The sequence below is a fragment of the Pseudomonas sp. LARHCG127 genome, assembly GCF_052871455.1.
Window position 1 is genome coordinate 77406 of record NZ_JBIXJT010000001.1, and the last position, 12677, is coordinate 90082.

At 62.6% G+C, this 12677-nt stretch carries 9 protein-coding genes; 4 read left to right on the forward strand and 5 right to left on the reverse strand.

Annotation, left to right across the window (positions count from 1 at the left end):
- Positions 1–96: 96 nt before the first annotated feature.
- The 3 genes from ACIPQ1_RS00320 to acnA form a co-directional block, all read right to left on the reverse strand.
- Complete coding sequence (locus tag ACIPQ1_RS00320; RefSeq protein WP_411386936.1) at positions 97–1662, reverse strand: methyl-accepting chemotaxis protein; 1566 nt, start codon at positions 1660–1662, stop codon at positions 97–99.
- A gap of 77 nt (positions 1663–1739) precedes the next feature.
- Positions 1740–2528, reverse strand: a complete 789-nt coding sequence (locus ACIPQ1_RS00325; RefSeq protein ID WP_446533353.1) for a CPBP family intramembrane glutamic endopeptidase — start codon at positions 2526–2528, stop codon at positions 1740–1742.
- Positions 2529–2887: 359 nt separating this feature from the next.
- Complete coding sequence (acnA, locus tag ACIPQ1_RS00330; RefSeq protein WP_446533354.1) at positions 2888–5629, reverse strand: aconitate hydratase AcnA; 2742 nt, start codon at positions 5627–5629, stop codon at positions 2888–2890.
- Between the two features lie 172 nt (positions 5630–5801).
- On the opposite strand from acnA, the gene rlmM reads away from it, so the two are divergent.
- Positions 5802–6875: a 23S rRNA (cytidine(2498)-2'-O)-methyltransferase RlmM gene (rlmM, locus tag ACIPQ1_RS00335; protein ID WP_446533355.1), complete on the forward strand. Its 1074-nt coding sequence runs from the start codon at positions 5802–5804 to the stop codon at positions 6873–6875.
- Between the two features lie 188 nt (positions 6876–7063).
- Positions 7064–7315 carry a sulfurtransferase TusA gene (gene tusA, locus ACIPQ1_RS00340; RefSeq protein WP_250962690.1) on the forward strand — a complete coding sequence of 84 codons (252 nt, stop codon included), beginning with the start codon at positions 7064–7066 and terminating at the stop codon, positions 7313–7315.
- Here tusA and ACIPQ1_RS00345 read toward each other — a convergent pair.
- Positions 7312–8715, reverse strand: a complete 1404-nt coding sequence (locus ACIPQ1_RS00345; RefSeq protein WP_411386938.1) for an MATE family efflux transporter — start codon at positions 8713–8715, stop codon at positions 7312–7314. The genes tusA and ACIPQ1_RS00345 overlap by 4 nt on opposite strands.
- Before the next feature lie 360 nt (positions 8716–9075).
- On the opposite strand from ACIPQ1_RS00345, the gene pdxB reads away from it, so the two are divergent.
- A complete protein-coding gene (gene pdxB, locus ACIPQ1_RS00350; RefSeq protein WP_411386939.1) occupies positions 9076–10218 on the forward strand; it encodes a 4-phosphoerythronate dehydrogenase PdxB in 1143 nt (380 codons plus the stop codon).
- 249 nt (positions 10219–10467) lie between these two features.
- Here the strand turns inward: pdxB and ACIPQ1_RS00355 are convergent, their stop codons facing one another.
- A complete protein-coding gene (locus ACIPQ1_RS00355; protein WP_186705236.1) occupies positions 10468–10647 on the reverse strand; it encodes a PA1571 family protein in 180 nt (59 codons plus the stop codon).
- A gap of 257 nt (positions 10648–10904) precedes the next feature.
- On the opposite strand from ACIPQ1_RS00355, the gene ACIPQ1_RS00360 reads away from it, so the two are divergent.
- Positions 10905–12671, forward strand: a complete 1767-nt coding sequence (locus ACIPQ1_RS00360) for an ABC transporter transmembrane domain-containing protein (RefSeq protein ID WP_446533356.1) — start codon at positions 10905–10907, stop codon at positions 12669–12671.
- Positions 12672–12677 lie beyond the last annotated feature (6 nt).

The window sequence follows — 12677 nt, forward strand, 5'->3', positions numbered from 1 at the left end:
CCCTGTGGGAGCGAGCTTGCTCGCGATAGCGGCTGCCCAGGCAACAAAAAACCCGGAAGCTTTCGCCGTCCGGGTTTTCAGTTTGCCCAATTGAAGTCAGCGGTTGAACCGCTCCACCAACGAATACTGCGTATTGGCCGTGCGGGTCAGCTCTTCGCTGAGCAGCGCTGAGCTGTGGGCCTGTCCCGAAGTCTGATCGGCCAGTTCCGAGATATTGCTGATGTTGCGGCTGATCTCCTCGGCCACTGAGCTTTGTTCCTCGGTGGCGGCGGCGATCTGGGTGGTCATGTCCGTGATATGCGCCACGGCTTCGCTGATGCCCACCAGCGCCTGGTCCGCTTCCATGACCCGCGCCACGCCTTCTTCGGCCTGGCGGTGGCCGGCGTCCATGGTTTGCACGGCGTTGGTGGCGGTCTGCTGGAGCTTGGCGATCAGCGCGTGGATCTGCCCGGTGGATTCGCTGGTGCGTTGCGCCAGTTGCCTTACCTCGTCGGCCACCACGGCAAAGCCGCGGCCCATCTCGCCGGCACGGGCCGCTTCGATGGCCGCGTTGAGGGCTAGCAGGTTGGTCTGGTCGGCGATGCCTTTGATCACGTCGACCACGCCACCGATCTCGTCGCTGTCCTTGGCCAGTTGGGTGACGGTTTGACCGGTCTCACCCACCACCACCGATAGCCGCTCGATGGCATCGCGGGTTTCCCCGGCGATGTCGCGGCCGCGGCTGGTCAGGCGATTGGCTTCCTGGGTGGCATCGGCGGTGCGCTGCACGTGGCTGGCGACCTCCTGGGTCGTTGCTGCCATCTGGTTGACGGCCGTGGCGACCTGTTCGGTCTCCACCCGCTGACGTTCCAGGCCGCTGGAGCTGTCGTGGGCCAGGGTATTGGACTGGCGAGCCTGGTCGTTGAGGTGCTCGGCGGTGTCCTGCAGGCGGGTCAGGCAGGTTTTCAGGCGCGCTTGCTGGCTGAGGATCGACATCTCCAGGCGTGCCTGGACGCCGCGGCTGTCGGTGTACATCCGGGCGATCAGCGGGTCGGAGGTGGTTTGTTCAGCCAGGCGCAGGAGGCGCTTGATCCCGCGTTGCTGCCATTGCAGTCCCATCAGCCCCAAGGGCACCGACAGCAGGGCGGCCAGGGCAAAGCCCCAGGAAGAATTCAGAAACGCGCCGACGACGAAGCCCAGCTGGCTGACCAGGATGAACGGCAGCCAGTCCTGCAGTATCGGCAACCACTTGTCGCTGCCCGGCACTGCGGACTTGCCCTGGTTGATGCGTTGATAGAGGGCTTCGGCGCGGCCGATCTGCTCAGCGGTGGGCTTGACCCGCACCGACTCGTAGCCGACCACCTGATTGCCCTCGAACACGGGCGTGACATAGGCGTTGACCCAGTAATGGTCACCGTTCTTGCAGCGATTCTTGACGATGCCCATCCATGGCAAGCCTTGTTTCAGTGTGCCCCACATGTGCGCGAACACGGCGGAGGGGACATCGGGATGGCGCACGAGATTGTGCGGCGCACGAATCAGTTCTTCCTTCGAATACCCGCTGACTTCAACGAAAGCATCGTTGCAGTAAGTGATCACACCTTTGGTGTCGGTGGTGGAAATCAATCGTTGCTGGGCCGGGAAGGTCCTTTCGCGTTGTGTGACGGGTTGGTTGTTACGCATGGTGTGTAGATCCGCAAGGCTTTGAAAGGTTGTCGGCGTTGTCAGGTTTTAGTTGAAGTTATTTTTGCCTGTCGCTATCACGCCAGCATCGGGTAGGTAAAGAGGGCGAAATGAAGCAGGTTGAGCAGAAAATGCGTGGCGACCGCCGCGCCCAGGCCACCAAAACGATACGCCAGGCCGTAACCGACGCCCGCCAGGCCTGACAACAGCACCCATTGCCAGCCCGCGCCGGCGTGCACCAGGCCGAACAGCAGCGAGGCCAGGAGCAGCGCCAGGTTGTCGCCCTGGGCCAGATGTTTGAAGCGTCGACTCAAGCCCCCCTGAATGTAGCCACGAAACAGCGCTTCCTCCACGATCGTGACCAATAAAAGATTATTAGCGGTCCACAACCAAGCGTGATCCGGCCACTTCGGCGCCCAATGGACCATGCCCAGCAGCACGGCCCCGCCGAGGGCCAGCACCGCGCTCAGCCCCAGGCCCAGCGCCGTGGCCTGGACGGACAGGCGCAGTGAGCGTCGGCCGACGATCCAGGGGCAGGCCAGCAATAGCCAGAAACCGATCAGCGGCTTGTCCTGGTTCAGGTACATGGCAAACGGTACGGCGTCACCGGTCAAACGCTGGGGTGCGATGGCCCGGCCGTTGAAGAAGCCAGGCATCCAGTGCAGGGCCAATGCCAGGGCCATGACAATGAACAGCGCATGCCCGAGAAACTGGCCAACCGGTGTTTGTTGCTGGCGAACCGCATACCCGGCGAACAGCAGCAGCGCCACCGAGATGGCCGCAGTCCAGGCCAACTGGCCGTAGAGCAGCGCCAAGCCATAGCCGGTGGAAAGAAGGGCCAAGTGAAGCCAGGATAAAGCGGGCATACAACATCCTTTTAGCGGGAGAACTCTGGGCGAGGGCGGCCGTCGGGTCTTCGACGCCACTGTGTCGCGCAAAGAGCACATTTGTGTCCATGCAGATTCATGCGCAGGAAGGGCTGGCGGTTGGCTGGCGCGGTTGTGTGGGTGCTGGCGGGATTATAGGCGGGCTGATCCAAAAACAGTGCCTGTTAAATAGCAGTCAGTCAGTTATAAAACCTGTGGGAGCGAGCTTGCTCGCGATAGCGGTGGATCAGCCAACATCAATGTTGACTGAACTGCCCCTATCGTCGGAACGCCGCCCGGAGCAAGCTCGCTCCCACAGGTCCTTGTCCAGGCTTGTATTCGCCATGGAGGCGGTTTTTTCAAGCAGCAATCAATTGTCGCAAGACATAGTGAAGAATCCCGCCGGCCTTGAAATATTCCACTTCATTCAAGGTATCGATCCGACACAACACTTCGATTCGCTCCTGGCTGCCATCCTCCCGGGTGATGACCAGGGGCAGGTTCATGCGCGGCGTCAGTTCGACGTCATTGAGGCCGAGGATGTCCAGGGTTTCCTTGCCCGTGAGGTTCAGGCTCTTGCGGTTCTGGTCGAGCTTGAACTGCAACGGCAGCACGCCCATGCCCACCAGGTTGGAGCGATGGATGCGCTCGAAGCTTTCGGCGATCACTGCCTTGACCCCCAACAGGTTGGTGCCCTTGGCCGCCCAGTCCCGGCTCGACCCGGTGCCATATTCCTGGCCGGCGATCACCACCAGCGGCGTGCCCGCGGCCTGGTACAGCATGGCGGCATCGTAGATCGGCATGCGTTCGCCATTGGGAATGTAGATCGTATTGCCGCCTTCTTCGCCGTCGAGCATTTCGTTGCGGATGCGGATGTTGGCGAAGGTGCCGCGCATCATCACCTGATGGTTGCCACGCCGTGAACCGTAGGAGTTGAAGTCCCGTGGCTCCACGCCCTGTTCGCGCAGGTAGCGACCGGCCGGGCTGTCGGCCTTGATGTTACCGGCCGGGGAGATGTGGTCGGTGGTCACCGAGTCCCCCAGCAGGGCCAGCACTCGGGCGCCCTCGACGTTCCTGACTGCCGGTGGCGGCCCGCCGATGTCGTCGAAGAACGGTGGATGCTGGATATAGGTCGAGTCGTCCTGCCAGACATAGGTGGCCGCTTGCGGCACCTCGATGGCCTGCCATTGCTCGTCACCGGCAAACACGGCGGCGTATTCCTTGTGGAACATGCTGGTGTTGACCTGGGCCACGGCGGCGGCGACTTCCTGGCTGCTGGGCCAGATGTCCCGCAGGTACACCGGTTTGCCGTCCCGGTCGTTGCCCAGCGGCTCGCTACTGATGTCGATGCGCACCGTGCCGGCCAAGGCATAGGCGACCACCAATGGCGGTGAGGCCAGCCAGTTGGTCTTCACCAGTGGATGCACTCGGCCTTCGAAGTTGCGGTTGCCCGACAAGACCGAGGCCACGGTGAGATCGGCTTTCTGGATGGCTTTTTCGATGGGGTCCGGCAACGGCCCGGAGTTGCCGATGCAGGTGGTGCAACCATAGCCCACCAGGTCGAAACCGAGTTTATCCAGGTATTCGGTCAGGCCGGCCGCCTTGTAGTAATCGGTGACCACCTTGGAGCCCGGCGCCAGGGAGCTCTTGACCCAAGGCTTGCGAACCAGGCCTTTTTCCACGGCTTTTTTCGCCAGCAGCCCGGCGGCCATCATGACGCTGGGGTTGGAGGTGTTGGTGCACGAGGTGATCGCGGCAATCACCACCGCGCCGTTTTTCAGGCGATGGGTGTGGCCTTCGTATTCGTACTCGGCTTCGCCTACCTGGTCGGCGTTGCCCACCGCGACGCCACCGCCGCCTTCACTTTCCAGGCGGCCTTCTTCCTTACTGGTGGGTTTGACCTGCAACCCCAGGAAGTCGCTGAAGGCCTGGCCGACATTCGGCAGCGAGACCCGGTCCTGAGGGCGTTTAGGGCCGGCGAGGCTGGCCTCGACGCTGCCCATGTCCAGTTCCAGCGTGTCGGTGAACACCGGTTCCTGGCCGGGCAGACGCCACAGGCCCTGGGCCTTGCAATAGGCCTCCACCAGCTTCACGGTGTCAGCCGGACGCCCGGACAGGCGCAGGTAGTCCAGGGTCACCTCGTCCACCGGGAAGAACCCGCAGGTGGCGCCGTATTCCGGGGCCATGTTGGCGATGGTGGCGCGGTCGGCCAAGGGCAGGTCGGCCAGACCGTCGCCATAGAACTCGACGAATTTGCCCACCACGCCTTTCTTGCGCAGCATCTGCGTGACGGTCAGCACCAGGTCGGTGGCGGTGATGCCTTCGCGCAGCTTGCCGACGAGTTTGAAGCCAACGACTTCGGGAATCAGCATCGACACCGGTTGACCCAGCATCGCTGCTTCCGCCTCGATCCCCCCGACGCCCCAGCCCAGTACGCCGAGGCCATTGATCATGGTGGTGTGGGAGTCGGTGCCCACCAGGGTGTCCGGGAAGGCGTAGGTGCGGCCGTCCTCTTCTTTGGTCCACACGGTGCGCCCCAGGTATTCGAGGTTGACCTGGTGACAGATGCCGGTGCCCGGCGGCACCACGCTGAAGTTGTCGAAGGCGCTCTGGCCCCAGCGCAGGAAGGCGTAGCGTTCGCCGTTGCGCTGCATTTCGATGTCGACGTTCTGCTCGAACGCCTGGCTGCTGGCGAACTTGTCCACCATCACCGAGTGGTCGATCACCAAGTCCACGGGGGACAGCGGGTTGATCCGCTGGGGGTCGCCGCCGGCCTTTTCCACAGCGGCGCGCATGGCGGCCAGGTCGACTACGGCGGGCACGCCGGTGAAATCTTGCATCAGCACCCGTGCGGGGCGGTATTGGATCTCGCGGTCGGAGCGGCGCTCCTTGAGCCAACCGGCCAGGGCCTTGAGGTCGGCGCCGGTGACGGTTTTTTCATCTTCCCAGCGCAGCAGGTTTTCCAGCAGCACCTTCAAGGAAATGGGCAGTTTGTCGAGGTCGCCCAGGCTTCGGGCGGCATCCGGCAGGCTGAAATAGTGGTAGGTCCTGGCGTCGACTTGCAGTGTTTTAAGGGTTTTCAGGCTATCGAGGGACGGCATTGAAATCACTCCTTTGAGTCCGCACGGCTACGGACTGACGGAACGGACAGAGCCTCTAACCTAGCCCTGTTTTAAGCGTATGACTAATCACTGGACTCTATTGCAAGGTCCGCGGTTCCGAACTCCGCTATCATGCGGCGGTTTTCGTGACAGGCTTTGCTACGGAGTTTCAATGAACACGCTTTTTATGCACTGCCGGCCGGGCTTCGAAGGCGAGGTCTGTTCCGAGATCGCCGAACATGCGGCTCGGCTCAACGTGGCCGGCTATGCCAAGGCCAAGCCGGCCAGCGCCTGCGCCGAATTTGTCTGCACGCAAGAGGACGGCGCCGAACGGCTGATGCGTGGGCAGCGTTTTGCCGAGCTGATTTTCCCGCGCCAGTGGGCGCGGGGCACGTTCATTGACTTGCCGGAAACCGACCGTATCAGCGTCATCCTGGCCCACATGAGCGGCTTCCCGGTCTGTGGCAGCTTGTGGCTGGAGGTGGTCGACACCAATGACGGCAAGGAACTGTCGAACTTCTGCAAGAAATTCGAAGGCCCGCTGCGCAAGGCGTTGAGCGGGGCCGGCAAGTTGGTGGACGATCCGCGCAAGCCGCGCCTGCTGCTGACCTTCAAGAGTGGCCGTGAAGTCTTCCTGGGCCTGGCGGACGCGGATAACTCGGCAATGTGGCCGATGGGCATCCCGCGCCTCAAGTTCCCCCGGGAGGCGCCAAGCCGCTCCACCCTCAAGCTCGAAGAAGCCTGGCACCATTTCATCCCCCGGGACCAGTGGGACGAGCGCCTGCACAGTGACATGACGGGCGTGGACCTCGGCGCCGCGCCGGGCGGCTGGACCTGGCAACTGGTCAACCGCGGCATGCTGGTGACGGCCATCGACAACGGCCCGATGGCCGAAAGCCTGATGGATACCGGCCTGGTGCAGCACTTGATGGCGGACGGCTTCACGTTCAAGCCCAAGCAGCCGGTGGATTGGATGGTCTGCGACATCGTCGAAAAGCCCGCGCGCAACGCGGCGATGCTGGAGGAGTGGATTGGCGAAGGGCATTGCCGCGAGGCTGTGGTCAACCTCAAGCTGCCTATGAAACAGCGTTATGCCGAGGTGAAACGCCTGCTCGAGCGCATTACCGAGGGTTTCAAGGCCCGGGGTATCCAGGTCGAGATCGGTTGCAAGCAGCTGTACCACGACCGCGAGGAAGTGACGTGCCATCTGCGGCGGCTGGATACCAAAAAGCCGAAGTCCCGCTAATCCCCTAAGGACTGTGAGATCCCCTGTGGGAGCGAGCTTGCTCGCGATGGCGTCGGCACATTCAACATTGATGCAAGCTGACCCACCGCTATCGCGAGCAAGCTCGCTCCCACAGGGTGCGGCGTTAAGCCAGAGGTGACTGAACGCCGGCATTGCGCGACAATACCGGCCAGTTTCAGGAGTAGAACATGAGTGAAATGAACGACACGCCGGTCGACGGCACACTGGATGCCACGGGCCTCAATTGCCCGGAACCGGTGATGATGCTGCACCAGCACATCCGTGACCTGGCCCCCGGTGGCCTGTTGAAAGTCATCGCCACCGATCCCTCGACTCGCCGCGACATCCCCAAGTTTTGCGTGTTCCTGGATCACGAACTGGTGGCCCAGCAGGAAGCGGCTGGCACCTACCTCTACTGGATCCGCAAGAAGCTCGCTTAGTCCGTCGAGCGGCTGACGCGGATCTGCTTGCGCGCGCTGCGTGTCAGGCGGATCGACAACATCAGCGCCGCGCAGCTCAGGCCTACGATCAGGCCTTGCCACAACCCGCTCGGGCCGCTGGCCGCGCCGAGCCAGTCGGTCAGGCCCAGCGCGTAGCCCACCGGCAGGCCGATGCCCCAATAGGCGAACAGGGTCAGGATCATCGTCACCCGGGTGTCCTGGTAGCCGCGCAACGCGCCTGCCGCCGTGACCTGGATCGCATCGGAAAACTGGAACAGCGCCGCGTAGACGATCAGCATCGACGCCACTTCGATCACCACCGGGTCGGCGGTATAGATCGCCGCGATAGGCCCGCGCAGTGCGAACATCAGGCTCGCCGACAGGCAGGCGTACGCCAGGGCCGTGCCCATGCCCACCCCGGCGGCAAAGCGCGCTTCACGGGGCTGGCGACGGCCCAAGGCCTGGCCGACCCGCACCGTGACAGCCATACCCAGGGAGTAGGGGATCATGAACACCAGGGAGCTGAAGTTCAGCGCGATCTGGTGCCCGGCAACCACCGTGGCCCCGAGGCTGCCGATCAGCAGCGCGATCACCGCGAAAATACTCGACTCGGCGAACACCGCGATGCCAATCGGCAGGCCGATGCCCAGCAGGCGCTTGATCACTGTCCATTGCGGCCAGTCGAAACGGCTGAACAACCGACTCGACTGATAGGCCGGTGCCCAACGGGCCCAACCGGCCATGCCCAGGGCCATGAACCACATCACGATGGCCGTGGCCCAGCCGCAACCGACGCCGCCCATGGCGGGTACGCCCAGGTGCCCGTAGATGAAGATGTAATTGAGCGGAATGTTCAATGCCAGCCCGCACAGCCCCAGCACCATTGCCGGTCGCGTGCGGCCCAGGCCATCGCTGAAGCAGCGCAGCACGTGATACAGCGCCACGGCCGGCAGGCCCGTGCCGATGCCGCGCAGGTATTCCATGCAGGGGCCGATCAATTCGGGATCGACCTTCATGATGTGCAGGATTGGTTCGGCGCTGAACAGCGCCAGGGTCGCGAGCAACCCCACAACCAGCGCCAGCCACAGTGCCTGGCGCACCAGCGGCCCGATTTCGTCGAACGTGCCGGCACCGAAGCGCTGGGCCACTTTTGGCGTGGTCGCCAGCAACGTGCCGGTCATCAGCAGGAACACCGGTACCCAGATCGAGTTGCCCAGGGCTACTGCCGCCAAGTCCCGTGGGCCGACCCGACCGGCCATCACCGCGTCGACAAAGCCCATGGCGGTGGTTGCCAGTTGCGCCACCATGATCGGCACGGCCAAGGCCAGCAGGGTCTTGAATTCCAGACGCACCCGGGCCGGGCGGGAAAGGGTGGCAGGAGAGTCGATGACAGGATTCACAGGCGAAGCGTCCGAGAGAAATTAGCGCAAGGCGGCGAATTCTACGCCTTGACGCTGTGGTCAGGAAAAAAGCTGTGTTGTGGATTTGTAATCGCTTTCTCAGTCGTGCGGATGCTGTTGTGGCGAGGGAGCTTGCTCCCGCTCGACTGCGCTGTAGGAGCTGTCGAGCGAAGCGAGGCTGCGATCTTTCCTAGGTCAGTTGAGTATCAAGCGAAAGAACAAAAGATCGCAGGCTTCGCCAGCTCCTACGCAGCCGAGCGGGAGCAAGCTCCCTCGCCACAATTTAGTTCACTGAGGCAAGGACTGGCCCATCGAGGCGAGGAACGCCTACACTGCCCCTCCCGCCAAAGGAGCTCTGCCATGCTGATCGTCGCCGACGAAAACATCCCCCTGCTTGATGCGTTTTTCCAAGGGCTCGGCGAAATCCGCCGGGTACCGGGCCGGGGAATCGACCGGACGATGGTCGAGCAAGCCGATGTGCTGCTGGTGCGTTCGGTCAGCCAGGTCAATCGGGCGCTGCTGGAGGGTAGCAAGGTACGCTTCGTCGGCACATGCACTATCGGCACCGATCACCTGGACCTGGATTATCTGGCCGAGGCCGGTATCCACTGGGCCAGCGCACCCGGTTGCAACGCCCGTGGCGTGGTGGACTACGTGCTGGGCAGCCTGATGACCCTGGCGGAAATCGAAGGCGTGGCGCTCGCGCAGCGGACCTTCGGCGTGGTCGGCGCAGGGCAGGTGGGCGGGCGGTTGATCGAACTGCTCAAGGGCCTGGGCTGGACCGTCAAGGTCTGCGATCCGCCGCGTCAGGCCGTTGAGGGCGGCGATTATGTGAGCCTGGAACAGATCATCGAGCAGTGCGATGTGATCAGCCTGCACACCCCGTTGACCCGCGACGGCGAGCAACCGACCTGGCACCTGTTCGACGAAGCGCGCCTGAACCAGCTCAAGCCCGGCACCTGGCTGATCAATGCGGCCCGCGGTCCGGTGATCGACAATGCCGCGTTGCGCGAGGTGTTGTTGGAGCGCGAAGACCTGCAAGCGGTGCTGGATGTCTGGGAGCAGGAGCCCACCGTGGACGTGGACCTGGCAGACTTATGCGTGATCGCCACCCCGCACATTGCCGGGTACAGTCTTGATGGCCGCCAGCGTGGCACGGCCCAGATCTACCAGGCTTTATGCGCGTTCCTGGAACAGCCGGTTGAAGTCCGCCTCAGCGACCTGTTGCCTCGGCCGTGGCTGGGGGGCATCATCCTGGACGCCGAAGCCGACCCGGCCTGGGCCTTGGCGGCGCTGTGCCGGAGCGTGTACGACCCCCGTGGCGACGATGCGAACTTCCGTCGCAGCCTGGTGGGCACCGTCGACGAGCAACGCAGTGCGTTCGATGCCTTGCGCAAGCACTACCCGCCACGCCGGGAAATCGATAGCTTGAAGGTGCGTATCGAAGGGTCGTCGGCGGCCTTGCAACAGATCGTGACTGCGCTGGGTGCCACCACCCTTTAAGGGCGGTGCGTTCTTGTGGCGAGGGAGCTTGCTCCCGCTCGGCTGCGAAGCAGTCGTCGCTTTTTAGCCCCCGACGAGGCATTGGGGCTGCTTCGCAACCCAACGGGAGCAAGCTCCCTCGCCACAAGAGCCTGATCACAAAGCCTGGTCACAGAAGCGTGGTCACAGAAGCGTGGTCACAGAAGCCTGCAAAATCAACCGGCATAAAAAACCCGACATCAAGGTCGGGTTCAATCGAGACGGGCTGTATCACTTTTGTTCGGCAGGCTTGACCAGTCGTTTTTCCAGCTCGCCGCAGGCTTTGCGGATCATGTCTTCGGTGATCGGTACTTCGCGCCCTTGTTCATCGATGAACGAGCAGCCCAGAGACTGGTCCGGTTGCGTGCGGATTACTTGAATCTTGTCGTCGCTGCTGTGTTGCAAGGACATGGCCTGTCTCCTCATCAGGTTGTGTGCCTACTTTAATGTCGCCAGGTGACCGAGCCATGACACTCCTTGTAGGTTCATGGCGACACCTCCACTCAATCAGAAATACAGATGCGTTTCCAGCCAGACTTTAGACCGATAACATCTAGCGGCTAGTCGTCGTGGTCATATTTAACCTGACTCATTCTGATTCAACCTGGTTCCGCTGCGTTTTGACCCCGCGGGCCGGCCTTTTTCCGCTGCATTATCGGACGCCCTTGATGCTTTCCTCCCGACATCGCCGTGCCATACGCCTGGCCAGCGGCTTCATCGCCCCTTACCGCAAACAAGTCGCCGGCGCGTTGCTGGCCTTGATTGTCACCGCCGGCATTACCTTGTCCATGGGCCAAGGCATCCGCTTGCTGGTGGACCAGGGCTTCATGACCCGCTCGCCACACTTGCTCAATCAATCCATCGGCCTGTTCATGGTGCTGGTGGTGGGGCTGGCGATCGGTACGTTTGCACGTTTTTACCTGGTGTCCTGGATCGGTGAGCGGGTGGTGGCCGATATCCGGCGGCAGGTCTTCAACCATCTGGTGTACTTGCACCCAGGCTTTTACGAAAACAACCGCAGTTCGGAAATCCAGTCACGGCTGACCACTGACACGACGTTGCTGCAATCGGTGATCGGTTCGTCGCTGTCGTTGTTTTTGCGCAACGCCCTGATGGTGGTGGGCGGTATCGTGTTGCTGTTTATCACCAATCCCAAGCTGACCAGCATCGTGGTGATTGCCTTGCCGCTGGTATTGGCGCCCATCCTGATCTTCGGTCGACGAGTGCGCAGCTTGTCACGTGAGAGCCAGGACCGTGTTGCCGACGTCGGCAGCTATGTCTCCGAAACCCTCGGCCAGATCAAGACCGTGCAGGCCTACAACCATCAGGTCCAGGACGAACAACGTTTTTCCGTGACGGTGGAGCAGGCCTTCGACACCGCTCGCAAGCGCATCGCCCAGCGGGCCTGGCTGATCACCTTGGTGATCGTGCTCGTGCTGGGGGCCGTGGGGGTGATGCTCTGGGTCGGTGGCATGGATGTGATCGCCGGGCGGATTTCCGGTGGCGAGCTGGCGGCGTTCGTGTTCTACAGCCTGATCGTCGGCAGTGCCTTCGGGACCCTGAGCGAAGTGATCGGCGAGTTGCAGCGGGCGGCCGGTGCGGCAGAGCGTATAGCCGAGCTGCTGCGTTCGGAGAACATCATCCAGCCGCCGGCCACGGGCCTGGTGACCTTGCCGGTGCGGGTCCGCGGCGATCTGCGCCTTGAAGGCGTGCGTTTTTCCTATCCGTCCCGGCCGGACAGTTATGCGGTCGACGGTCTCGACCTGAGCGTCAAGGCCGGCGAGACCCTGGCCCTTGTCGGGCCTTCCGGTGCGGGCAAGTCGACGGTCTACGACTTGCTGTTGCGTTTCTATGATCCGGTACAAGGGCAGATCCTGATCGACGACGTGCCGTTGACCCAACTCGATCCGCTGGACCTGCGCCGACACTTCGCCCTGGTCTCACAAAACCCGGCGCTGTTTTTCGGCACGGTCGAGGAGAACATTCGTTACGGCAATCCCCAGGCGACGCCTGAACAGGTGCGCGAGGCGGCGCAGATTGCCCATGCCCATGACTTCATCGAAAAAATGCCTGATGGCTACCAGACTCACCTGGGCGACGGCGGCCTGGGCTTGTCCGGCGGCCAGCGCCAACGCCTGGCCATCGCCCGCGCCTTGCTGGTGGACGCACCGATCCTGCTGCTGGACGAAGCCACCAGCGCCCTCGATGCGCAAAGCGAACACCTTATCCAGCAAGCCTTGCCGAGCTTGATGAAAAACCGCACCACCCTGGTCATTGCCCATCGCCTGGCCACGGTGAAAAACGCCGACCGGATCGCGGTGATGGACCAGGGTAAGGTGGTTGCCGTGGGCACTCATCAGGAGCTTGTCGCCAGCAATGCGCTGTATGCGCGGTTGGCGGCGTTGCAGTTCGATCAGCACGGCGAGGATGTTTAGTGAGTT

Excerpts from the sequence above, each read along its gene's own strand:
- ACIPQ1_RS00325 (WP_446533353.1), bottom strand. The coding sequence starts at position 2,528 with ATGCCCGCTTTATCCTGGCTTCACTTGGCCCTTCTTTCCACCGGCTAT.
- tusA (WP_250962690.1), top strand. The coding sequence starts at position 7,064 with ATGAGTGAAATGAACGACACGCCGGTCGACGGCACACTGGATGCCACG.
- ACIPQ1_RS00320 (WP_411386936.1), bottom strand. The coding sequence starts at position 1,662 with ATGCGTAACAACCAACCCGTCACACAACGCGAAAGGACCTTCCCGGCC.
- rlmM (WP_446533355.1), top strand. The coding sequence starts at position 5,802 with ATGAACACGCTTTTTATGCACTGCCGGCCGGGCTTCGAAGGCGAGGTC.
- pdxB (WP_411386939.1), top strand. The coding sequence starts at position 9,076 with ATGCTGATCGTCGCCGACGAAAACATCCCCCTGCTTGATGCGTTTTTC.
- ACIPQ1_RS00355 (WP_186705236.1), bottom strand. The coding sequence starts at position 10,647 with ATGTCCTTGCAACACAGCAGCGACGACAAGATTCAAGTAATCCGCACG.
- acnA (WP_446533354.1), bottom strand. The coding sequence starts at position 5,629 with ATGCCGTCCCTCGATAGCCTGAAAACCCTTAAAACACTGCAAGTCGAC.
- ACIPQ1_RS00360 (WP_446533356.1), top strand. The coding sequence starts at position 10,905 with ATGCTTTCCTCCCGACATCGCCGTGCCATACGCCTGGCCAGCGGCTTC.